Annotated in this window: 19 protein-coding genes; 4 read left to right on the top strand and 15 right to left on the bottom strand. The window is 65.6% G+C overall.

Going from position 1 to position 21,465, the window contains the following annotated elements:
• Positions 1 to 6 precede the first annotated feature (6 nt).
• Genes ACFSCT_RS13815 through ACFSCT_RS13805 form a run of 3 tightly spaced genes read right to left on the bottom strand, consistent with a single transcriptional unit; the run spans position 7 to position 2,893 of the window.
• On the bottom strand, positions 7 to 1,317 hold the full coding sequence (locus tag ACFSCT_RS13815) for a TRAP transporter large permease (RefSeq protein ID WP_379143643.1): 1,311 nt from the start codon (positions 1,315 to 1,317) through the stop codon (positions 7 to 9).
• Positions 1,314 to 1,886, bottom strand: a complete 573-nt coding sequence (locus ACFSCT_RS13810; protein WP_379143641.1) for a TRAP transporter small permease — start codon at positions 1,884 to 1,886, stop codon at positions 1,314 to 1,316. The genes ACFSCT_RS13815 and ACFSCT_RS13810 overlap by 4 nt, the downstream gene beginning before the upstream one ends.
• Positions 1,883 to 2,893, bottom strand: coding sequence for a TRAP transporter substrate-binding protein (locus tag ACFSCT_RS13805; RefSeq protein ID WP_379143639.1), 1,011 nt, complete (start codon positions 2,891 to 2,893; stop codon positions 1,883 to 1,885). The genes ACFSCT_RS13810 and ACFSCT_RS13805 overlap by 4 nt, the downstream gene beginning before the upstream one ends.
• A 112-nt stretch (positions 2,894 to 3,005) precedes the next feature.
• Between ACFSCT_RS13805 and ACFSCT_RS13800 the strand changes: the two genes are divergently transcribed.
• Complete coding sequence (locus ACFSCT_RS13800) at positions 3,006 to 4,055, top strand: dipeptidase (RefSeq protein ID WP_379143637.1); 1,050 nt, start codon at positions 3,006 to 3,008, stop codon at positions 4,053 to 4,055.
• On the opposite strand, the gene ACFSCT_RS13795 is transcribed toward ACFSCT_RS13800, so the two are convergent.
• The 7 genes from ACFSCT_RS13795 to recA all read right to left on the bottom strand — a co-directional run bounded on the left by ACFSCT_RS13795 (position 4,052) and on the right by recA (position 11,854).
• Positions 4,052 to 4,708: a thiamine diphosphokinase gene (locus ACFSCT_RS13795; protein WP_379143635.1), complete on the bottom strand. Its 657-nt coding sequence runs from the start codon at positions 4,706 to 4,708 to the stop codon at positions 4,052 to 4,054. The genes ACFSCT_RS13800 and ACFSCT_RS13795 overlap by 4 nt on opposite strands.
• On the bottom strand, positions 4,705 to 4,917 hold the full coding sequence (locus tag ACFSCT_RS13790) for a DUF2842 domain-containing protein (RefSeq protein WP_379143633.1): 213 nt from the start codon (positions 4,915 to 4,917) through the stop codon (positions 4,705 to 4,707). The genes ACFSCT_RS13795 and ACFSCT_RS13790 overlap by 4 nt, the downstream gene beginning before the upstream one ends.
• Positions 4,917 to 6,209, bottom strand: a complete 1,293-nt coding sequence (locus ACFSCT_RS13785; RefSeq protein ID WP_379143631.1) for an adenylosuccinate synthase — start codon at positions 6,207 to 6,209, stop codon at positions 4,917 to 4,919. The genes ACFSCT_RS13790 and ACFSCT_RS13785 overlap by 1 nt, the downstream gene beginning before the upstream one ends.
• A gap of 81 nt (positions 6,210 to 6,290) precedes the next feature.
• Positions 6,291 to 7,088 (bottom strand): class II glutamine amidotransferase, encoded by a 798-nt coding sequence (locus ACFSCT_RS13780; RefSeq protein ID WP_379143629.1) that lies wholly within the window; start codon positions 7,086 to 7,088, stop codon positions 6,291 to 6,293.
• A gap of 185 nt (positions 7,089 to 7,273) precedes the next feature.
• Positions 7,274 to 7,567 carry a DUF1330 domain-containing protein gene (locus tag ACFSCT_RS13775; RefSeq protein ID WP_379143627.1) on the bottom strand — a complete coding sequence of 98 codons (294 nt, stop codon included), beginning with the start codon at positions 7,565 to 7,567 and terminating at the stop codon, positions 7,274 to 7,276.
• Entirely contained in the window at positions 7,564 to 10,224 is a 2,661-nt protein-coding gene (alaS, locus tag ACFSCT_RS13770; protein ID WP_379143625.1) for an alanine--tRNA ligase, read from the bottom strand. The genes ACFSCT_RS13775 and alaS overlap by 4 nt, the downstream gene beginning before the upstream one ends.
• A gap of 562 nt (positions 10,225 to 10,786) precedes the next feature.
• The gene (gene recA, locus ACFSCT_RS13765) at positions 10,787 to 11,854 is read right to left on the bottom strand and encodes a recombinase RecA (protein ID WP_379143623.1); all 1,068 of its coding nucleotides are present in this window, start codon (positions 11,852 to 11,854) and stop codon (positions 10,787 to 10,789) included.
• A gap of 221 nt (positions 11,855 to 12,075) precedes the next feature.
• On the opposite strand from recA, the gene ACFSCT_RS13760 reads away from it, so the two are divergent.
• A complete protein-coding gene (locus tag ACFSCT_RS13760) occupies positions 12,076 to 12,666 on the top strand; it encodes a sulfotransferase family protein (RefSeq protein ID WP_379143621.1) in 591 nt (196 codons plus the stop codon).
• A 48-nt stretch (positions 12,667 to 12,714) separates the two neighbouring features.
• Here ACFSCT_RS13760 and ACFSCT_RS13755 read toward each other — a convergent pair whose 3' ends face one another.
• From ACFSCT_RS13755 to ACFSCT_RS13735, 5 genes are all read right to left on the bottom strand, one after another.
• Complete coding sequence (locus ACFSCT_RS13755) at positions 12,715 to 14,922, bottom strand: hybrid sensor histidine kinase/response regulator (protein ID WP_379143619.1); 2,208 nt, start codon at positions 14,920 to 14,922, stop codon at positions 12,715 to 12,717.
• Positions 14,923 to 14,995: 73 nt separating this feature from the next.
• Entirely contained in the window at positions 14,996 to 16,174 is a 1,179-nt protein-coding gene (locus tag ACFSCT_RS13750) for an RsmB/NOP family class I SAM-dependent RNA methyltransferase (RefSeq protein ID WP_379143617.1), read from the bottom strand.
• A gap of 128 nt (positions 16,175 to 16,302) precedes the next feature.
• Complete coding sequence (locus ACFSCT_RS13745) at positions 16,303 to 17,034, bottom strand: lysozyme family protein (protein WP_379143615.1); 732 nt, start codon at positions 17,032 to 17,034, stop codon at positions 16,303 to 16,305.
• Positions 17,035 to 17,262: 228 nt separating this feature from the next.
• Positions 17,263 to 18,231 carry an alpha/beta hydrolase fold domain-containing protein gene (locus tag ACFSCT_RS13740; protein WP_379143613.1) on the bottom strand — a complete coding sequence of 323 codons (969 nt, stop codon included), beginning with the start codon at positions 18,229 to 18,231 and terminating at the stop codon, positions 17,263 to 17,265.
• Positions 18,224 to 18,478, bottom strand: coding sequence for a hypothetical protein (locus ACFSCT_RS13735; RefSeq protein WP_379143611.1), 255 nt, complete (start codon positions 18,476 to 18,478; stop codon positions 18,224 to 18,226). Before ACFSCT_RS13735 ends, ACFSCT_RS13740 begins: the two co-directional genes overlap by 8 nt.
• Before the next feature lie 427 nt (positions 18,479 to 18,905).
• On the opposite strand from ACFSCT_RS13735, the gene ACFSCT_RS13730 reads away from it, so the two are divergent.
• The gene (locus ACFSCT_RS13730; protein ID WP_379143609.1) at positions 18,906 to 19,907 is read left to right on the top strand and encodes an HlyD family secretion protein; all 1,002 of its coding nucleotides are present in this window, start codon (positions 18,906 to 18,908) and stop codon (positions 19,905 to 19,907) included.
• 2 nt (positions 19,908 to 19,909) lie between these two features.
• On the top strand, positions 19,910 to 21,451 hold the full coding sequence (locus ACFSCT_RS13725; RefSeq protein WP_379143607.1) for a DHA2 family efflux MFS transporter permease subunit: 1,542 nt from the start codon (positions 19,910 to 19,912) through the stop codon (positions 21,449 to 21,451).
• Positions 21,452 to 21,465: the final 14 nt, after the last annotated feature.

Below are 21,465 nucleotides of genomic sequence, written 5' to 3'. Positions count from 1 at the left end.
CAGAAGTCACAGCACGAAAAGCACGATGGAGGGAAAGGCCACCAAAAGCGCGACCCGGATAAAATCGGCCGCGACGAACCAGAAGACCGCGCGCCAGGTCTCGATGGTGGGCGTGCGGCGGTCCATGCTGGCGATCACGAACAGGTTCATGCCGACCGGCGGCGTGATCAGCCCGACCTCGACCACGATCAGCACAAGAATGCCGACCCAGATCGCCAGATGCTCGGGCGGCAGGCCGAAATCCAGCCCCATGATCAGCGGAAACACGATGGGCACCGTCAAAAGGATCATCGACAAGCTGTCCATGATGCAGCCAAGCGCCAGATACCCCAGAAGGATCACCACAAGAATGCCCAGCGGCGACAGCCCCGACGACGCCATTGCCGCCGACAGCGTTTGCGGGACCTGCGTCAGCGCCAGAAAGGAATTGAACAGCCCCGCGCCCAGCACGATGAAAAACACCATGGCCGAGCCCCGGGCCGTCGCCAGCAGCGCCTGCGCCAGTGCGGCCCGGCTTAGCCGGCCGCTGGTCAGCGCGATCAGCCCGGTCCCCGCCGCGCCGACGGCGGCGCCCTCGGTCGGGGTGAACCAGCCGCCGTAGATCCCGCCGACGACCAGCAGGAACACCGCCAGGACCGGGCTGACCCCGATCAGAGCACGCAGCCGCGCCGCCATCGGCTGGCGCGGGCTGACCGGGCCGGCCTCGGGGTGCCGGCGGACGTACAGCGCGACCACGACCATATAGAACAGCGCCGCCAGCACGCCCGGGACGATGGCGGCAAGGAACAGTTGCGCGATATTCTGGCGGGTCAGGACGGCATAGATCACCAGCACGATCGACGGCGGGATCAGAATGCCAAGCGTGCCGCCCGCCGCAAGTGTGGCGCTGGCGAAACCGCCCGGATAACCGGCGCGGCGCAGTTCCGGCAAGGCGACCTGCCCCATCGTGGCCGCGGTCGCCAACGAGGATCCGCAGATGGTGCCGAACCCCGCGCAGGCGCCAATCGCCGCCATCGCCAGCCCGCCCCGCCGGTGGCCAAGCCAGCTTTCCGCGGCGCGGAACAATGCCTGCGACATCCCGCCGATCGAGGCGAACTGACCCATTAGCAGAAACATCGGCACGATCGACAGGCTGTAGCTGGAAAAGGTCGAGAATGTCTCGGTCCGCAGCTTGCCAAGGATCATGTTCGGATTGCCGTTCGCCAGCCAGATCCCGGCCCCGCCGCAGATCAGCATCGCAAGCCCGATGGGCGCGCGAAGCAGGATCATCACAAGCAGCACGGGCAGCGACCACAGCCCAATCGCCAGATCGCTCATTCCGCGTCGATCCCGGTAACCGAGGCCATGTCGGGCTGCGCGCCCTCATCCTGCGCAGCGGCGCCTGAAAACGCGATGATGGCGGCGGTCAGCACCGCGATGACCATGCAGAACACCCCGGCCGCATAGGCCCACCAGACCGGCACGCCCAGTAGAAAGCTGGTCTCGCCCGCGCCTTGTTTGCCGATCATCCCGACCCAAAGCCGCCACAGGATGACACCCATGACGGCCAGCATCGCCCAGTCCCAGAACCGCATCAGCGCCCGGTTCACGGCCGCGGGCAACCAGTCGGCGACCAGATCGACGCGGGCATGGCCGGCGGTGATCTGGCACCACGGCAAGAACGCGAATATGGCGACCGCGCTGCCCAGTTCGATCAGTTCGAAATCGCCGCGCAGCGGGCGCAGCCGCGCCATCCAGCCCGGCGCGCCCTGCCAGATCGCCGACAGGCTCAGCCCGGCGCGGCCTAGAATGCTGATCACCGTCATCGCGATCAGCGCCAGCAGAACCGCCCCGCCGGCCAGCGCCAGCCATCTGGCAAGCCGCCCTGCCAGCCCGCGATCAATCATTGCGGACCGGCGGCGGTAATCGCCTCGCGTGCCTGATCGACCAGTGCCTGACCGTCAAAGGCGGTTTGCGCCGCCGCCCAATCGGCAATCACCTCGCCGCCAAGGGCCTGCCAGCGGATGGCCTCATCCTCGGACAGGGTGATGATGTTGTCCCCGGCGGCGATCGCGGCATCGCGTGGCGGAAAATCCGCCAATTGCTGCGCATGGCCCGCGCGCCCGGAAAACTCGCGTCCCGAGGCGTCGTCGATCACCTTTTTCAGGTCATCCGGCAGACCGTCATAGACCGATTTGTTCATCGCCAGCATCAGCACCGCCGTATAGACCGCCGGGCCGGGAAACTGGGTGTGATTATGGACGAAATCCGACACCCGCACCGACGAAGTCACCTCCCACGGCAAAAGCGCGCCGTCGATCACGCCTTTCGACAGCGCCTCCGGCACGGCGGGCGCTGGCATCCCGACCGGCGCCGCCCCCACGCGTTCAAGCAGCATCGAGGCCGCACGCGAAGGCGCGCGGATGGTCAACCCGGCCATATCCTCCATCTTCTCGACCGGCTTGGCGGAATGGATCACGCCCGGGCCATGCACCCATAGCCCCAGCAGATGAAGGTCGCGAAAATCGCTGTCCTGCCATTCCTGCGCCATATCCCAAAGCGCCCGGCTGGTCGCGCCGGCGTCGCGCGACATGAAGGGCAGCTCGAAAACCTCGGTGCGGGGGAAACGGCCGGGGGTATAGCCCGGCAGCGTCCAGACCACATCCACCACCCCGTCCGTCACCTGATCCGCCAGATCGGCGGGCGTCCCGCCAAGCGTCATCGAGGGATAGCGTTCGACCTTGATCCGGCCCTTGCTGTCCGCTTCGATCTTCTGCGCCCATGGTTCAAGGATCGAGGCCGGAACGAAGCTGTCGGCGGGCAGAAAGTAATGCATCCGCAGCGTCACCTCTTGCGCGGCGGCCTGTCCGGCCGAGGCGATCAGCGCCAGCGCAATCAGAAATCTCCGCAGCATGGGCATCTCCTTTCTGGGTGTCGGAATGATTGAACGCATCTATGCGCCGTCGGGCTGGTGCTTGTCCACCGCCTGCGTTACCCATGCCCTGCACGCTAGAAGGAGCAGGCCGATGATCCCGGTATTCGACGGACATAACGATTTTCTGCAGCGTATGGTCGATGCCGGCCCGGGGCGTGACAACCTGTGGCTGAAGGGTGATGGCACCGGACATCTGGATCTTCCGAGGATGCAGGCGGGCGGCATGATGGGCGGTTTCTTCGCGATCTGGATCGCCTCGCCCGAGCCGCTGCATGGCCCCGAGATCGTGCAGGCGATGGAAAACCCGCCGTTTTCAATTCCGCTGGCGACTGCGGTGCCGCACGACCATGCGCTGCCCTCGGCCATGCAGCAGGCCGCCGAGTTGCTGGCGATGGAGCGCACCGGCACTCTGTCGGTGGTGAAAAGCGCCGCCGATATCTTGGCCGCCAAGGATGCGGGCAAGATCGCCGCGATCATGCATATGGAAGGGGCCGAGGCGATCCACGACATGGACGCGCTGCATGTCTGGCACGCGATGGGTCTGCGTTCGCTTGGGCCGGTGTGGTCGCGCCCGACGATATACGCCCATGGCGTGCCCTTCGCCTTTCCGTCCAGCCCCGACACCGGCGACGGGCTGACCGCGGCGGGCCGCGATCTGGTTCGGGAATGCAACGCGCTGCGGATCATGATCGACCTTGCCCATATGAACGAGGCCGGTTTCCGCGACGTGGCCAAACTGTCCGACGCGCCCCTGGTATCCTCGCATACCTGCGCCCACGCGGTCGCGCCGTCATCGCGCAATCTGACCGACGCGCAACTGGCCATGGTGCGCGACAGCGGCGGTCTGGTCGGGCTGAACTATGCAAGCGGCTTCCTGCGTCCCGACGGCAAGCGGCTGGCGTTTTCCGGCTTCGACATCATCCTGCAGCATCTGGATCATCTGCTGGAGAAGCTGGGCGAGGACGGCGTGGCGCTCGGGTCCGATTTCGACGGGGCGCTGATGCCGACCGATCTGGCGGACGCCGCTGCGCTGCCGGCGCTTCTGGCGGCGATGGATGCGCATGGCTATGACAAGGCGCTGGTCGAAAAGATCGCGTGGCGCAACTGGGTCGGGTTCCTGAACCGGACCTGGGGCGCCTAGACCCCCAGACCCGTCATCGCCTGCGCCAGACAATCGCGCGGCAACAACACCAGCATCGAACCCTCAAGCCGCAACTCGACCGGCCCGGTCGCGGCATTGGATGTACCGACGCGCCCGGCCGGTGCGAACTCCAGCCCGTCGATTGGCCAGCGCAACCCGGTACTGGTCCCCCGCGACGGCCCCAGCGGATAAAGCGAAACCCGGGTGCCCGCCGCCAGATCAAGCCGCAGTTGCGGCGGGGCGAGAAACACCAGATCCTCGGCCGCGATCAGCAGGCAGGGCGGGTCCGGGTGTTCGACAAGGCTGCTGAGCGCCGCGAGCGTATGATCCAGCCGCCGGCCCGAAAAGCCGACCGCCAGAACAAAGCGCGCCCGGATCCGGGTCAGGCATTTGGTGAAATCGGTGCTGTTCTGCTCGGCCACGTGATGCAGCCGATCCGGCGGGATGCGGCCGCGTGCGTCAGCCGAGAGGCTATCGAAATCGCCGATCACCGCATCGGGCATGGCACCAAGCGCCAGCGCCGCATCCGCCCCACCATCCGCCGCGACCAGCACCGGCGCGTGCAGAAGCGCCTGCGCCAGTTCGGATTCGGTCAGCGCGCCGCCCCCGACCAATGTCACCCCCCCGTCGCTGGAAACGACGGGTCCGGTCATTCATCTTTTCCGATACCGGTGAAGATGCGCTTGAACGGCCAGGCCCAGACCATGCCCAAGACCACATAGACCGCGACCTCGATCAGGATCGGCTGGCGCCCGAAGGTGCGGTCCATCCAGTTCACCAGCGTCACCGCCACCACGATATAAAGCGGCAGCCCGATCAGCAGGATCACCAGCGACCAGCGTTTGCGCGTTTTCAGGTCCATCAGTCGGCAAACGGATCGCGGACGAGGATGGTGTCGTCACGCTCGGGGCTGGTGGACAAAAGCGCGACGGGGCAGTCGATCAGTTCCTCGATGCGACGGACGTATTTCACCGCCGCGGCCGGCAGATCGGCCCAGCTTCGCGCGCCTTGGGTGCTTTCCTGCCAGCCCTCGAATTCCTCGTAGATCGGGGTGACGCGGGCCTGAAGCGCGGCCGCGGTGGGCAGGTAATCGAACCGCTCGCCATCGACCTCATAGCCGACGCAGATTTTCAGCGTCTTGAACCCGTCCAGCACATCCAGCTTGGTCAGCGCGATACCGTTCACACCCGAGATCGCGCAGGTCTGGCGCACCAGAACCGCGTCGAACCAGCCGCAGCGCCGCTTGCGCCCGGTGACGGTGCCGAATTCATGGCCGCGTTCGCCCAGCCGCTGGCCATCGGCGTCGTCAAGCTCGGTCGGAAACGGCCCCGAGCCGACGCGGGTGGTATAGGCCTTGACGATGCCCAGAACAAAACCGATCGCGCCCGGGCCCATGCCGGTGCCCGACGCGGCCATCCCCGACATGGTGGTCGAGCTGGTGACATAGGGATAGGTGCCGAAGTCGATATCCAGAAGCGAGCCCTGCGCGCCCTCGAACAGGATGCGTTTGCCGGCCTTGCGGGCATCCGCCATGATCTTCCAGACCGGCTGCGCAAAGGGCAGCAGCTTCGGCGCGATCTCCAGCAGGCTGGCGCGCAGCGCAGCCCGGTCGATGGGCGCGGCGCCCAGACCCTGCCGCAGCGGGTCGTGATGGGCAAGCAGGCGATCCAGCCGCGCATCCAGCGTCTCTTCATCGCCCAGGTCGGCGACGCGGATGACGCGGCGGCCGACCTTATCCTCATAGGCCGGGCCGATGCCGCGCCCGGTGGTGCCGATCTTCGACGCGCCGGCGGCCTCTTCGCGCAGCTTGTCCAGATCCTGATGCAGCGGCAGGATCAACGGCGTGTTCTCGGCGATCATCAGGTTTTCGGTCGAAATCTCGACCCCCTGCGCGGTCAGCTTGTCGATCTCGGTGAACAGCGCCCACGGGTCCAGCACGACGCCATTGCCGATCACCGCCAGCTTGTTCTTGCGCACGATCCCCGAGGGCAGCAGCGACAGCTTGAAGACCTCGTTGCCGATGACCAGCGTGTGCCCGGCGTTATGGCCGCCCTGAAAGCGCGCGATGACATCGGCACGCTCGGACAGCCAGTCGACGATCTTGCCCTTGCCTTCGTCGCCCCATTGCGCGCCGACCACTACCACATTCGCCATTCCGACAGTTCCTTCGATCAAAGCCCATGCGGGTATATCGCCGCATCCGCGCGGGGGAAAGCCGGAACCGAGCCCGACCTGCTATGCGGCGCGCAAATCCTGCAACGCCGGTGCGAAGGGAAGGACACGGACGTCCTCGCCCTCAAAGATGCAGAAGGACGCCGGCGGAATCTCCAGCCAGTCGGTTTCGTCCAGATCCAGCGGTTCCGAGACGACCGCCCTGCCCTGACGGCTGGCGGACCAGCGGTGAAACAGCGACGGCGCATGTTCATCGGTGGCAAAACGCAGCGCATACAGCCGCTTGCCGTCCGAGAACGCGGCGGTCAGGCGGACGTGCGGCGCCGTTCCCCGGCTGATCGCCAGCGCCTGCATCCGCGCGGTGGCGCGCGCCATGGCGCCTTGCGGGTCGCTGTCCAGCCCCTCGGCCAGCGCGACCAGAAACAGAACCTCGCTGTCGGTCGCGCCCTTGCGCTCCGGATAGAACCTGTCGTCGATCAGCAGATCGGCATCGCGGCGCCAGTGGTCATAGCCGCCGAACTGGCCGTTATGCATGAACGACCAGCGCCCGGCGGTGAAGGGATGGCAATTGTTGCGGCTGGTCGCGGTGCCGGTCGAGGCGCGGACATGGGCCAGAAACAGCCCCGAGCGGACCTGCGCCGTCAGGCTGCGCAGGTTGGGATCGCTCCATGCCGGCAGAACATCGCGGTAAAGTCCCGGCTCGGGGCGCTCGCCGTACCATGCGATGCCGAAACCATCGGCGTTGATCGCGGTATGGCCGCGCGTCGCGCAATGGCTTTGCCGGATCAGCGAATGGCTGGGCCTTGCAATTATATCCTCAAGAAAGATCGGCCTGCCGATATAGGCCGCCCAGCGACACATGCCCCGCCCCCGTTTTTTGGTTTTGGCAAGAATGCCATGAAATCCCTTTGGAATCACGTCATATCTTGCCCCGCACGGCGCGCGAACGGTCACAAAACCGCGCATGGGCGGCGTGGCCGAACGGAAGCGGCTGGCGCGGCGTTCTGGTGCGGGGGGACTGGTGCGGGGGGACTGGCGCGGGGGCGTCAGTCCTGCGGGCTTTCCTCGACGATGACCAGATCGCGTTCGGCCGCACCGCGCGCATGTTCCAGCGCCGCCTGATAGGCCGGGCTGCGATAGCAGGCTTCCGCGGCCTCGAGGCTGGGGAAGCGGGCGACCACGTTGCGGGCGCGGTCGCGACCTTCAAGCTGCACATAGCGCGAGGCGCGGGCCAGAAACACGCCGCCATGATCGGCGATCGCCTGGGTGGCGAGCTTGGCATACCGGCCATAGGCCTCGGCATCCGTCACATCGACATGAGCAATCCACAGGGCGGTCATTTCGCACCTCCGATCAGTTTTTCGACATCGGCAATAGCCGCATCGGCCTTGGCCAGATCGGGCGCACCGCCCTGGGCGCGGTCGGGGCGGCCACCGCCCCCCTTGCCGCCAAGCGCCGCCGTCGCGGTCTGCACCATGGTGACGGCGCTGATCCGGTCGGTCAGATCCGGGGTCACGCCGGCCGCGACGGTCGCCTTGCCGTCCGCCTCGGCCAGCACCAGCACCGCGCCGCTGCCAAGCTGGGCCTTCATCTCATCAACCAGCGCGCCCAGTTCCTTGCCGCCGACACCATCGACGCGGCGACCGATGAACCTGACGCCGCCGATCTCTTTCGCCTCGGCCGCGCCGCCGGCACCGCCCATGGCAAGCTGGCGTTTAAGCTGCGCGACCTCATTGGCCAGCGATTTGCGTTCCTCGGCCAGCGCGCGGACCTTGTTCACCACATCGCCCGACTGCGCCTTCAGCAAACCGGCAATCTCGGACAGTTCCTGATCGACCCGGCGCAGTTCGGCCATCGCAGCCTGCCCGGTCAGGGCCTCGATCCGGCGAATGCCCGCCGCCGAGGCGGTTTCGGCGGTCAGCGCGAACATTCCGATGTCGCCGGTACGCCCGACGTGAGTGCCCCCGCACAGTTCCAGCGAATAGGTCTTGCCGTCGGCGCCCTTGCCGGAATTGGCCTGACGCCCCATCGAGACGACCCGCACCTCATCGCCGTATTTTTCACCGAACAGGGCCTGCGCACCGATGGCGCGGGCATCGTCAGGCGTCATGATGCGCGTCTCAACCGGCGAGTTCTGGCGGATGAAATCATTCACCTCACGCTCGATCTTGCCGATTTCCTCGGCGGTCAGCGCCTTGCCGTGGCTGAAATCGAACCGCAGTCGGTCATGCGCGTTCAGGCTGCCTCGCTGGGCCACGTGATCGCCAAGCGTGCGGCGCAGGGCCTCGTGCAGCAGATGCGTGGCCGAATGGTTGGCGCGGATCATGCCGCGCCGTTCGTGATCGACCGAAAGCTGCGCGCCCTGCCCCGGCTGGATCGTGCCCAGCGTAACTTCGGCGATATGGGCATAAACGCCGGCGACCTTTTTCGTATCGGTGACCCGCGCCGCCCCGGTTTCGGTCTTGATCAGGCCGGTATCCCCCACCTGCCCGCCGGATTCGGCATAGAAGGGCGACTGGTTCACGATGATCTGGACCTTGTCGCCCAGTTTCGCCCCGGTGGCTGCGGCGCCATCGACGACAAGAGCGACGATCTGACCCTCGGCCTCCTCGGTGTCATAGCCGAGGAATTCCGTGGTGCCGTGCTTTTCGGCCAGATCGTACCAGATGGCGGCGTCCTTGGATTCGCCACTGCCCGCCCAGGCGGCGCGCGCCTTGGCCTTCTGTTCAGCCATCGCGCTGTCGAAACCGGCGGTGTCGACGCCGCGCCCCTTCTCGCGCAGCGCGTCCTGCGTCAGGTCCAGCGGGAAACCATAGGTGTCGTACAGCTTGAACGCCGCCTCGCCCGGCAGGTCAGCGCCTTCCGGCAGGCGGGTGATTTCATCGTCCAGCAACCGCAACCCGCGATCCAGCGTCTGCTTGAACCGGGTTTCCTCGGTTTTCAGCGTTTCCTCGATCATCGACTGGGCGCGGGACAGTTCGGGATAGGCAGCCCCCATCTGCCGGACAAGCGCCGGGACAAGGCGGTACATGACCGGATCCTTGGCGCCCAGCATATGCGCGTGACGCATCGCGCGGCGCATGATCCGGCGCAGCACGTAGCCCCGCCCCTCGTTCGAGGGCATGACGCCGTCGGCGATCAGGAAGCTGGTCGAGCGCAGATGATCGGCGATCACCCGGTGATGGACCTTGCCAGGGCCATCGGGGTCGCTGCTGGTGGCGTTGGCGCTGGCCTCGATCAGGCTGCGCATCAGGTCGGTGTCGTAATTGTCATGCTTGCCCTGAAGCAGCGCGCCGATCCGCTCCAACCCCATGCCGGTGTCGATCGACGGGTTCGGCAGCGGCTTCATCGTGCCGTCCTCGAACTGTTCGAACTGCATGAAGACGAGGTTCCAGATCTCGATGAACCGGTCGCCGTCCTCATCTTTCGAGCCGGGCGGGCCACCCCAGATCGACGGGCCGTGATCATAGAAGATCTCGGTGGACGGGCCGCAGGGTCCGGTCGGACCCATGCGCCAGAAATTGTCATCGGTGGGAATGCGAATGATGCGGTCGTCCGAGAAACCGGCGACCTTTTTCCAGATCTCCGCCGCCTCGTCATCGGTGTGATAGACCGTGACCAGCAGCCGATCCTTGTCGAGCCCGAAATCGCGGGTCAGAAGCTCCCAGGCATAGGGGATCGCCTGATCTTTGAAATAATCGCCAAAGCTGAAATTCCCCAGCATTTCAAAGAACGTATGATGGCGCGCGGTATAGCCCACATTGTCCAGATCATTGTGCTTGCCGCCGGCGCGCACGCATTTCTGCGCAGTCGTCGCCCGCCGATAATCACGCTTTTCGACGCCGGTGAAGACGTTCTTGAACTGCACCATGCCCGAGTTCGCGAACATGAGCGTCGGATCGTTGCGGGGAACCAACGGGCTGGACTCGACCACCTGGTGGCCATTGCGGTCGTAGAAATCCAGAAACGTGGATCGGATGTCGTTCAGGCTGGGCATGAGAAATCCTCGGGTCGGGCGGCGCTGAGTGATAGCGTTCCGCGCCGCCTGCGTAAAGCCGAAACGCGGTATAGCCAGCAGGTCGACGGCCACGGATGCGGGCCCGGCATATCGGGGGGCCAAATATATCCTGACGCCGAAGTCGCAACGCCCGGTTTCGCGGCGGTTGGATTCAAGGGACGGAATTCAAGGGACGGGATTCGGGCGGCTGGGTTCAAGCGGTGGGATCGTGGGGATGGCGATATTCAAGCGGGGGGATCGGGTGGGCACGGTATTCGGTGACAGGATATTCGGCGCCAGGATGTTCGGCGGACCGTTTGCCGTGGCGGCGCGCCGACGCCCCGCACGGATAACCGCAGGAAAGGCGTTACGCGCAACATCGGTACATATGATCCGCGCACATGATCCGCACGCATGGCGCGATAACACATATGGCGTGATAAAAAGCCGGGAGCGGGTGTCCGTTGCCACGTCCGCGCCCCGGTTCTTGACGCCCGGTCCGGAAAACCCGTCCCGGCCGGATCAGCCGGGCGTGCCGACCCGGTCGAGCCTGCGGGTCGGCTTATTCTTCGGTCAAGGTCTCGTCTTCTTCGAGGCCGGCAAAGTCCAGACCATGGCTGGCGCGGATCTTGTCCTCGATCTCGAGCGACAGGGCGGGATTGTCGCGCAGGAAGTTCTTCGCGTTTTCCCGTCCCTGACCGATGCGTTCATCGCCATAGGAATACCAGGCGCCCGATTTCTCGACCACGCCGGCCTTGACGCCAAGGTCGATCAGCTCGCCCGTCTTCGATATCCCCTCACCATACATGATGTCGAACTCGACCTGCCGGAACGGCGGCGCCACCTTGTTCTTGACCACCTTGACCTTGGTGGAGTTTCCGACCACCTCGTCGCGGTCCTTGATCGAGCCGGTCCGGCGGATATCCAGACGCACCGAGGCATAAAATTTCAGCGCATTGCCGCCGGTCGTGGTTTCGGGGCTGCCGAACATCACCCCGATCTTCATCCGGATCTGGTTGATGAAGATCACCATGCAGTTGCTGCGCCCGATCGAGGCGGTCAGCTTGCGCATCGCCTGGCTCATCAGACGGGCTTGTGAGCCCATCTGCATGTCGCCCATATCGCCCTCGATCTCGGATTTTGGGGTAAGCGCCGCGACCGAGTCGACCACCACCAGATTGACCGCGCCGGAACGCACCAGCGTATCGACGATTTCAAGCGCCTGCTCACCCGTATCGGGCTGCGAGATCAGCAGCTCGTCCAGATTGACCCCGAGCTTGCGGGCATAGCTGGGATCCAGCGCATGTTCGGCATCGACAAAGGCGCAGACGCCGCCCTTTTTCTGCTCTTCGGCGACGACATGCAGGGTCAGGGTGGTTTTACCCGAGCTTTCGGGGCCGAAAATCTCGATGATGCGGCCTTTGGGAAGGCCGCCGATGCCAAGCGCGATATCCAGCCCCAGCGAACCGGTGGAGGTGGCTTCGATCTCGGCGATCGGGCTGTCCGAGCCCAGCTTCATGATCGAGCCCTTGCCGAACTGCCGCTCGATCTGGGCCAGCGCACTGTCCAGCGCCTTCTGCTTGTCTGCGCTGCGCTTGTCACTCATCTCGAAAATGCTCGCCGTTGTCATATCATTCCTCGCCCGTGGTTATTTCACACTCATCGGCCGGGGGCAATTGCGCCCCTCAGCGGAATGTTCCTGCCTTGTTCCCTTATGCCCAAACCAGAACATCTTGGCAACATATCATTTGCACGTCCTGCCCGACCTTACGCGGCGAGGGTTAACAAACGGTTTACAGTCGCGTGCAACATGAATATCTCTGCCCCGCCCCAAGCGGATGGAGTGGCTGCATGCTGATATTCTGGGACAAGCGGCTGGTGTTTCTCGCGACACCGAAGGCCGGATCGACGGCCGTCGAGGTCGCGCTCGAATCACTCGCCTGCGCAAGCGTCCAGCGCCCGGCGGCGCTGAAGCACACGACGGCGCGCAGCTATCGCGATCACATCGCGCCATGGCTGGGTCTGGCGGCGGGGGGCGAGTTCACCACCGTCGCCCTGATGCGCGAGCCCATCGACTGGCTGCGCAGCTGGTACCGGTTCCGGCTGCGCGACGATAACGACGATCCGGCGCATTCCATGGCCGGGATCAGTTTTGACGATTTCGTCGGCCTGCATGCGGCGGGCAATCGCGACATGACGGCGGGGTTCGGCTCGCAGGCCGATTTCCTGACCGATGGCGGCACGCGGCTTGTCACCCATATTTTCCGCTATGAGGATATGGACGCGCTGACCCGGTTTCTCGAGGATCGGCTGGATTGCGAGATCAGCCTGCCGCGCGTCAACGTGCCGCCCTCGGTCGACGTGACGCTGAGCCCCGAGACCGAGGCCAAGGCGCGCGCGGCCATGGCGGCCGATATCGCGCTGTACCAGTCGCTGACCTGACGCGCCCGCCGCGCCGGTCACTTAACTGCGTCGACGACCCACGACCGTTCAATCCGACATGATTTTCTGGACCGTCGCCGTCAGTTCAGACAGCGTGAACGGCTTCGGCAGGAATGTCGCGTTCGGGATCGGCGGCTGGCCGTCGTTGAAAATATCCTCGGTATAGCCCGAGATGAACACCACGCGGGTGTTCGGCCGGTCTTTCAGGGCGGTGCGAACCCATGCCGGGCCGTCCATGCCGGGCATCACCACATCAGTTACAAAGACATCTACCTTCAGCCGCGCATTCGACAGCAGATCCAACGCCGTTTCCGCGCTGTCGGCCTCGGTCACGCTGAACCCGCGCAGGGTCAGCGCCCGCGCCGCGAAGGATCGGACCGGCGCCTCGTCCTCGACCAGAAGCACGCTGCCGACGACCGGGGCATATTCCGCGGCCGTGGTGACCCCGGCCGGCGCGACTGCCTGATCGGTCGGGTTTTCGGCGGTCTGATCGGAATGGGCCTGAACGGGTGCCGCATCGCCCGCGGGCGCGTCATCAGCAAGCGCGTCGGCCGGATTGGCGGTCGCGCCGCCCCTGACCTGACTTGCCCGCTCGGCAGCCAGGTTGCCGGGAATATGGTTCGGCAGATAGACGGTAAACTCCGTCCCCTTGTCCAGCTCGCTGTCGCAAAAGATATAGCCGCCGGTTTGCTTGACGATGCCGTAAACGGTGGAGAGACCAAGGCCCGTGCCCTCGCCCGTGCGTTTCGTGGTGTAGAACGGCTCGAATATCTTGTCGAGCTTGTCGGGGGCGATCCCGCACCCCTCGTCGCTGACCTGAATGCGCACATAGTCACCGGGTGGCAGGGGCGCGTGCAGGCCCGGCGTTGCGGCCTTGGCGCTGTAATTCTCGGTCCGGATCGAGACCGTCCCGCCCGCCGGCATTGCGTCGCGGGCGTTGACGACCAGGTTCATGACCACCTGCTCCAACTGTCGCTTGTCGGCGCGGACGCGGTGCAGGCCCGGATCGTGGTCGATGCTGAGAACGACCCGTTCCCCGACCAGCCGGTTCAGCAGATGGGCGAGATCCGACAGGGTTTCGCGCAGGTCGAGCACGGTCGGCTTGAGCGTCTGCTTGCGCGAAAACGCCAGAAGCTGACCGACCAGGCTGGCCGCGCGGTTGGCGTTCTGGCTGATCTGATCGAGATCGGCATATTCCGGGTCGCCGCGATCATGGCGCAGCATCAAGAGATCGCAATGCCCGGTAATCGCCGTCAGCAGGTTATTGAAATCATGGGCGATCCCGCCGGCAAGCTGGCCGATCGCCTGCATCTTCTGGCTTTGGACGAATTGCGCCTCAAGCGTTTTCATCGCGGTGACATCCGACAGCACCGCGATCAGCCCCGAACTGCCGCCGTTTTCACGTGACAAGGTGATCTGCATATAGGTTTCGGTTGGCGAGAGCCGCGCGCGCAGCACCTCGGGGCGACCTTCCGACCGGCCGTCCAGAGCCTCGGCGATCCAGTCGGCCGCCGGCCGGCCCAGCCCGTCGAACAGATCGGGGAACCGCGCATTGGCCGGAATATCCCCCAGCAGCCTGCGCGCTGCGGCATTGATCGCGGTTACCTTGCCGTCGTGGTCCATGCCCAGCAAGGCGATCGGCAACCTGTCGAAATCCGCGGTCGTGCCCGAGGCGGTTTCACGCTGCACGTCCTCGGCCGGCGGCGGTGCCGCCTGTTCGGCCGCTTCGATCCGCCACAGCATCAGTGCACCGCCAAGCCGGATCTCCGCCGTCAGCGCCTGGCCATAGGTGGCGTCCGTCAGGCGGCGGCGCGCACGGCCATCGCGGAGCGCGCGCGCAAGAAGCTGACCAACGATCACCTGCGGATCGGCCGCCAGACGCGCAAAGGCATTCGCCAGTGGCTGACCCCGCCGGTCACCGGACATCCGCGCAGCGGCCGGGTTCTGATAAAGGATGCATCCATCGCCATCGGCAACCCAGACCGGCACCGCCAAGGGTTCAAATTCCGGCTGCAGCCTGCGCAGCAGCAGCCGGGCCGAGAATGCGCGCCGGACAGATGCCCCCGAAATGACCATCGCCAGAATCAGCAAGGCCGCGCACAGCCCGGCGACGATCAGCGCCAGCGCATCCGGCGCACCGCTGAGCCATCGGTCCGACGCGAGCCAGAAACTGCCCAGCAGCACCGGAAGGACCAGAAGCGGCAGAACGGTCAGACCGCTGCGCGGCAGGCCAGGAAATGAATCGGAATGCGGCATCGGTGCGGTTCCCGTGGTCGATGACAGGACCCTAACCAACCATTTCTTAATGGTTCGTAAATGCCACAGCATTTTAGCCATTTTTCCGCATCACGGCATAGAAAAACCCGTCGCTCGCATCCAGAGGCGTCAACAATTGCCGGTGCTCGACGGTGAAACCCGGAAACCGTTTCAGGAAAGCGTCGATCTGCGCGTCGTTTTCGGCACCAAGCAGCGAACAGGTCAGATAGGCAAGATGGCCGCCCGGACGGACTAGCGCCTGCGCCCGATCAAGGATTTCGGCCTGAAGCGCGGTGATCCCGGCCAGCCGATCCGGTGTCAGCCGCCATTTCGCGTCGGGCGTACGGCGCCACGTCCCGGAACCCGAACAGGGCGCGTCCACCACCACGAGATCATAGGGGCCTTCGGCCTTTCCCGGTTGCAAAATGCGCACCCGCGCGCCTGCCCTTGCGGCGCGGGCGGGAAGATCGGCCATGCGCGAGGGCGTCACGTCATGGGCGTCGAAATGCGCGTCGGTCACGGCGGCCATCGCCAGCGTCTTGCCCCCGCCCCCGGCGCAATAGTCAAGCACCCGATCGCCGGCCTGGACGGGAAGGGCTGCCGCCGCGATCTGGCTGGACAGGTCCTGCAACTCGACCTGACCCGACAGAAACGGCGTTGAGCGGGCGATTCCGCGTTCGCCCTGCACGACTTGCAGCGCCTGCGGCAGGCCAGAAACCGGGCGCGTCTGAATGCCGGCATCGGCAAGGGCATCGGTCAGATCCGGCGCGGCGCGTTTCGGGTTGATCCGCAGCCAGACCGGCGCGCGTTCTCGCATCGCCGCCATGACCGGGGTGTAATCATCGCCAAGCGCGGATTGCAGCGCCGGGACGAGCCAGCCCGGCACGTCGAGCCCGGCCGCGTCCTCGACCGCGTCTCCGGCCGCGTCTCCGGGCGGCGGCGCCGCACGCTCCGCGTCATCAAGCGGCGGCGGTGCGTGGCCAAGGCCGGTGAATACCGTGTCGGGGTCGATGCCTTCCTCGCGGCAGCGCCCGATCATCACGCCGCGGCCGGTCAGCCCGCCGCCAAGGGCCGCGCGGGAATGCAGCCGCCGCAAGCTGTCGAACACCAGATCACGCACCGCCGTGCGGTCGCCCGAGCCGGCAAAGCGGCTTGCGCGCGCCCATTGGATCAGCGCCTGCTCGGCCGGGGCGCCGGCGATGACCCGATCAAGAACCTCAATCGCTGCGGCGACCCTTGCACCCGGGGTCATCGCAGCACCTGCGTGTGGTTGTCTGGCATATGCGTATTCATTCCACCCGGCCGGCCGTTTCCCGCGGATCGCGGCTGCCGACGTGACAGACGACATCCGCAACAAACTGGCGCGGGCGGGGGGTTTTATCAAGGCATCTGCGCCCCCGTCTCCTGATCCATCGCGACCAGCCGCGTTCCCGCCCTAAGCAGCGATCCGCGCCGGCCACCCAGCACCGCAAGCGAGGCCGCCGTCCCGGTGCGCGGCGTCCCCATGGGCGCACCCAGAATCGTCAGCCGCTGCCGGACCGGGGCAATCTCCTCGGGCGGAAGCGGGCTGAGACCGGCGAACTGGTTATAGGTCTCGGGCGTGCCCTCCAGCCCGCCGAAGCCGTTTTTCAGATAGGCGGCGCGAAGCTGGTCGAAGCGTACCAGATACTTGTCCGCAAACCCCGGCGTCTTTGAATGAAACGCCGCCGCCGCCATGCGCCAGTCACCGGATTCCGCGTGCAGCTGCTGGACGAAGCGGGCTGCATAGCGGGTGTTGGCCAACGGGTCGAACATCTCGGCGATCGAGGCGAAATTCTTGCCGTGCCAACGGTAATTGATCTGAAAACAGCCGATATCCACGTTCGGGCGCCCCTGCGCGACACGGTCCGAGGCGAATGCAAGGGCCGATTGCGGGTCGTCGAACCACGTGCCCTTTCCTTCGGCATTCACGCTCCACGCCCAGGGGCGGACCTTGCCCTCGCGCCGCCTGCCGGTTTCGGTCAGGGTCAGAGTGGCGAGGATATCGACCGGAACGCCGGTTTCGGCGGCGACCTTGACGGCGGCCCATTCGCAGACCTCGGCCGGCTGCAGATTGCCTGGCGCGGCCGCCAAGGCGGGCCAGAGCAGCCCCGGAAGCGTCAGGGCGATCAGAGCAAGCGCGGCGAACCAGCCTGCCGAACGATGACGGGGCCGCCTTGCGTCTGTGAAAGATCGGATGATTCCAGCCATGCCGTATCGCTACCGCACGGCGGTTAATTTCCGATTAGCAGGGCCGCCAAATCGGCCACCAAAGCGGCCGGTGGACCAGTTTTATTGGTCCCCGGGGTTTGCGGATGATTTTCAGCCGTGTTCGCGCAGGAAAGCGCCGGCCAATGCGGCTGCCTCGCGGGCCTGCGGCAGGTCGCGGGTCATTTGCAGGAACCCGTGCGTCACCCCGGGCACGACGACCGGATCAACTGGCCGCCCCGCCTCGGCCAGCCGCACGGCGAGCCTTTCGGTATCGCTGAGCAGCGGATCTATACCCGCCGCCAGCAGGAACAGCGGCGGCAGCGCGGCCATCGCTTTCGGCTCTGCCCGAAGCGGGGACGCCAGCGGGTCGGCGCGGGCCGCCGGATCCGGCAGATACCAGTCCCAATAGCGCTGCATCTTGCCGCGGGTCAGCCCCGGCCCGTCGCTGAAATATTGATAGGACGGGCTGTCGAAATCGGCATCGAACACGCCATAGAACAGCGCCGCCGCAGACGCCGGCGATGGCCGGCCGGCGGCGATTTCATACAATAGCGCGGCAAGGGCAAGGTTAGCGCCGGCGGAATCGCCCGCAACCGCGACCGGCCCCGGATGCAGCCGCGCAGAAGCCGCGAGCATGTCCGCCGCCCGCAACGTCGCGACCACATCCATCAGCCCGGCGGGAAAGGGAAACTCGGGCGAAAGCCGATAGTTCGGCGACAGGACCGCGCGCCCTGACGCCAGAGCAAGCTCCGAGGCGAAACGCTCATGCGTGGCTGGGCTGCCGAAAGCAAAGCCGCCTCCATGCACGTATACGACCACACCCGGCCGCGCCTGCGGCGGCACCAGCCAAAGCGCGCTGAGTTGCGGTGTGCCCAGATCATCACTGGCCGGAACAATAACCGTCTCGACCCGTTCCAGCGCCGGTAGATCGCGGTTCCACCAGCGGTTGTTCTCGATAAAACGCGCCCTGCCCTGATCGGCGGGCAGCAGGGTCAGATCGCTCGCGGGGCCCAGTTCCGCATCCGCCGCCGCCTGAACGGCGACAAGTTCGGGGGCGAGTTTCGCAGAAAAGTCACTCATGTGGCAGCACCCTTGAAAACGTCGGAACCGCAATCGGCGATGGTGGCGAGGTGATGGTGCGGCGGGCGGTGTCGGCCAGATCGTGGCGCCCCCATTCGCGCGATAGCTTGAAAAGCTGGTTACGGATCAGGCAAGGATGCAGGATCGGCTTTCGCCCGGCAAGACCCGCGTCGCTGAGGATGGGTTCGTGAAAGCGGCGGTCGAAGGTGGCAAGGCCAAAATCATCCCGGCTTAGGGCGCCCGCCAATCATGAACCGGCTTGCCGGGCGCGCCCCGGACGGTTTCCCCCGCATTAAATCCGCCGGTGGATCAGGAACGTCCCATTCGCCCTATCCCCGGCGCAGCCCGAAACCCCGGTCCCGCGATAACCGCGCCATTGTAGCGGCCCAACGTTCGCCGTCATCGTCAGAATCCCTTTGAGGATGACACGCAAGTTGCAGGCGCCCGGCCTGACCGGGTGCCGGGGCGAAAGCGGGCGCGGAAGCAGGGGGCGAAGCAATTGAAAACCCGCCTGATGTCGCGTATCTACTCGCCGCTTTCCCGGCGAATGCGCTTGCTTGTCAGTCACTTGTTTTCGGTCATGAATGCACATGAGCCGACAGCCCGGCAGCCGTCCGTTGCAGGAATGGGCGCGATCCCGGCCGGCGGCAACCAACGTGAAAGACGCGACATAGATGAAAAACGTGAAATCGCTGGGGCTTTTGGCCATCGCGGTGCTGATCGGCGCGGGTCTTTGGTGGTGGTGGGAACACGGCAAGACCTATCCCTCGACCGATGACGCGTATCTCGGCGCGAATATCGTCAATATCGCGCCCGAGATCGCCGGCCGGGTGATCGACGTGGCGGTGGTCGAAAACGGTTATGTCGCGGCGGGTGACGTCTTGTTCCGGCTGGACCCCGACGCCATGACCGCCGCCGTGGATCTGGCGCAGGCCCAGCTTGATCAGGCGACGCAGGTCGCGGGCGTGGCCGGATCCGACGTCACGGCGGCGGCGGCGCAGGTGACCAATGCCGACGCCGCCCTGCGCCGCGCGCAGCTTGACTTTGACCGTAACGAACGCCTGTTCCGGCTGGGCGACATCGCCAAAGCCGCGCTTGATCAGGCGACGGCGGCCCGCGATCAGGCCGAGGCGCAAAAGCAGGCGGCCGAGGCGGCGCTTGCCGCGGCGCGCGATCAGTTGGGCGACACCGGCGAGCAGAACGCCGGCGTGCGTCTGGCGCTGGCCGGGCTGAAACAGGCGCAGCTGAACCTTGACCACACCACGGTGCTTGCCCCGACCAGCGGCTGGATCGCCAACCTGACGCTGCGCCCCGGGTCCTACGTGGCGCCGGGGCAGCAACTGTTCGCGCTGGTCGAAGAAGGCGCATGGTGGGTGGACGGCAATTTCAAGGAAACCGATTTGCGGCGCATCCGCCCCGGCCAGCCGGTCGCGCTTGAAATCGACATGTATTCGGGCACCAAGGTCAAGGGTGTGGTGGACAGCATCGGCGCGGGCTCGGGCGCGGTTTTCTCGCTTTTGCCGCCCGAGAACGCGACCGGAAACTGGGTCAAGGTCACGCAGCGTTTCCCGGTGCGGATCAGGATCGAGGACACGCCGGACGACAAGGCGCTGCAATTGCGGGTCGGCGCCAGCGTCACCGCCACGGTCGACACCTCGGCGCTGGACGCGAAATAGCCATGTCGCTGGCCGCCGAGGCAACTGAAAGCACCAGGCCGGCCGGCACGGTGCGCTGGACGGTGGTTCTGGCCGTGGTGCTGACCGCCGTCCTCGAGGTGCTGGATTCGACCATCGTCAACGTCGCCCTGCCCCATATGAAGGCGACGTTCGGCATCACCAACGATCAGACCATCTGGATCCTGACCAGCTATATCGTGGCCTCGGTCGTGGTCATGCCGCTGACCGGGTTCTTTGCCCGCCGCTTTGGCCGCAGGCGGCTGATCACGGTGGCGATCGTCGGGTTCGCGGTATTCTCGGCGCTTTGCGGCCTGTCGTGGAGCGTCGAGGTCATCGTGCTGTGCCGCCTGGGTCAGGGCATTTTCGGGGCCTTCCTGATCCCGCTTTCGCAATCCATCCTGTTCGACAGTTTCCCGCGCGAAAAACGCGGTCAGGCGATGGCGCTGTTCGGGCTGGGCGTCATCGTCGCGCCCGTCCTTGGCCCGACCCTTGGCGCGATCCTGACCGAGTATTTCTCGTGGCGTGCGGTGTTCTACGTGAACCTTCCGATTGCGGCTTTCGCACTGTTCATGATGTCGGGAGAGCTGAGGCGCGGTGAAACCCGCAAGGTCAGCATCGACTGGACCGGTCTGGGGCTGATGGTGGCGATGATCGGCGCGCTGCAACTGGTTCTGGATCAGGGCGAAACGCGCGACTGGTTTTCCTCGCCGCTGATACAGGTCGCGGCGATCATCTCGGCGGTGTCCGGGGTGCTTTTCGTGGCGCGCGGATGGGGGCTTTCCACCAATATCATTGACTTTTCGCTGTTTCGCGACCGCAGCTTTGCAGCGGCGAATTTCGCCATGATGGGTTTTGGTCTGGCCATGTTCGGCACCATCGCGGTGTTGCCGCTGTTCGTGCAGGGGCTGCTGGGCTATCCGGTGCTTGACGCGGGTTATCTGTTCATGCCGCGCGGCATCGCGGCGGGGTTTTCGATGGTCATCACCGGCTCGGTGCTCGTCCGCCGCTTCGATCCCCGGATGCTGGTCGCCATGGGTCTTTTGCTGACCGGGACCGGCAATATTGCGCTGGGCTGGCTGAACCTGAACGCAGGGTTCTGGGATCTGGCGATACCGGGCGTGGTTTCCGGTCTGGGCATGGGGCTGTTTTTCGTGCCGATGTCGACGCTGGCATTCCAGAACGTCGGCCCCGACCGGCAGGACGAGGCATCGGGGATCTATGGCGTCACCCGCTCGATCGGGTCGTCCATCGGGATCGCCATCATCGGCTGGCAAGTGGCCAGCCGGACGCAATTCCATTGGTCGGTGCTGAGCAGCCATCTGACCGCGTTCAACCCGAACGTCTGGAGATACCTGCAACCCCTCGGGCTGGATCCGACGACTGCGGAAGGCGCCGGGCAGTTGGCCGCGCAGCTTTCGGCGCAGGCCGCGATGCTGGCGTTTCAGGATGCTTTCACCCTGACCGGATGGGCCGCATTCGCGATGCTGCCGGTCGTGCTTATCATGCAAAGACCGACAAAGATCGCCGCGGCGCCCGCACATTGATCACATGGGCAATG

The sequence above is a fragment of the Paracoccus pacificus genome (assembly GCF_042680785.1).
Taxonomy (GTDB): domain Bacteria; phylum Pseudomonadota; class Alphaproteobacteria; order Rhodobacterales; family Rhodobacteraceae; genus Paracoccus; species Paracoccus pacificus.
The sequence above is the reverse complement of the archived record's forward strand: the minus strand, read 5'-3'. Positions and strand labels throughout refer to the sequence as shown.

Excerpts from the sequence above, each read along its gene's own strand:
- ACFSCT_RS13815 (WP_379143643.1), bottom strand. The coding sequence starts at position 1,317 with ATGAGCGATCTGGCGATTGGGCTGTGGTCGCTGCCCGTGCTGCTTGTG.
- ACFSCT_RS13810 (WP_379143641.1), bottom strand. The coding sequence starts at position 1,886 with ATGATTGATCGCGGGCTGGCAGGGCGGCTTGCCAGATGGCTGGCGCTG.
- ACFSCT_RS13805 (WP_379143639.1), bottom strand. The coding sequence starts at position 2,893 with ATGCTGCGGAGATTTCTGATTGCGCTGGCGCTGATCGCCTCGGCCGGA.
- ACFSCT_RS13800 (WP_379143637.1), top strand. The coding sequence starts at position 3,006 with ATGATCCCGGTATTCGACGGACATAACGATTTTCTGCAGCGTATGGTC.
- ACFSCT_RS13795 (WP_379143635.1), bottom strand. The coding sequence starts at position 4,708 with ATGACCGGACCCGTCGTTTCCAGCGACGGGGGGGTGACATTGGTCGGG.
- ACFSCT_RS13790 (WP_379143633.1), bottom strand. The coding sequence starts at position 4,917 with ATGGACCTGAAAACGCGCAAACGCTGGTCGCTGGTGATCCTGCTGATC.
- ACFSCT_RS13785 (WP_379143631.1), bottom strand. The coding sequence starts at position 6,209 with ATGGCGAATGTGGTAGTGGTCGGCGCGCAATGGGGCGACGAAGGCAAG.
- ACFSCT_RS13780 (WP_379143629.1), bottom strand. The coding sequence starts at position 7,088 with ATGTGTCGCTGGGCGGCCTATATCGGCAGGCCGATCTTTCTTGAGGAT.
- ACFSCT_RS13775 (WP_379143627.1), bottom strand. The coding sequence starts at position 7,567 with ATGACCGCCCTGTGGATTGCTCATGTCGATGTGACGGATGCCGAGGCC.
- alaS (WP_379143625.1), bottom strand. The coding sequence starts at position 10,224 with ATGCCCAGCCTGAACGACATCCGATCCACGTTTCTGGATTTCTACGAC.
- recA (WP_379143623.1), bottom strand. The coding sequence starts at position 11,854 with ATGACAACGGCGAGCATTTTCGAGATGAGTGACAAGCGCAGCGCAGAC.
- ACFSCT_RS13760 (WP_379143621.1), top strand. The coding sequence starts at position 12,076 with ATGCTGATATTCTGGGACAAGCGGCTGGTGTTTCTCGCGACACCGAAG.
- ACFSCT_RS13755 (WP_379143619.1), bottom strand. The coding sequence starts at position 14,922 with ATGCCGCATTCCGATTCATTTCCTGGCCTGCCGCGCAGCGGTCTGACC.
- ACFSCT_RS13750 (WP_379143617.1), bottom strand. The coding sequence starts at position 16,174 with ATGACCCCGGGTGCAAGGGTCGCCGCAGCGATTGAGGTTCTTGATCGG.
- ACFSCT_RS13740 (WP_379143613.1), bottom strand. The coding sequence starts at position 18,231 with ATGAGTGACTTTTCTGCGAAACTCGCCCCCGAACTTGTCGCCGTTCAG.
- ACFSCT_RS13730 (WP_379143609.1), top strand. The coding sequence starts at position 18,906 with ATGAAAAACGTGAAATCGCTGGGGCTTTTGGCCATCGCGGTGCTGATC.
- ACFSCT_RS13725 (WP_379143607.1), top strand. The coding sequence starts at position 19,910 with ATGTCGCTGGCCGCCGAGGCAACTGAAAGCACCAGGCCGGCCGGCACG.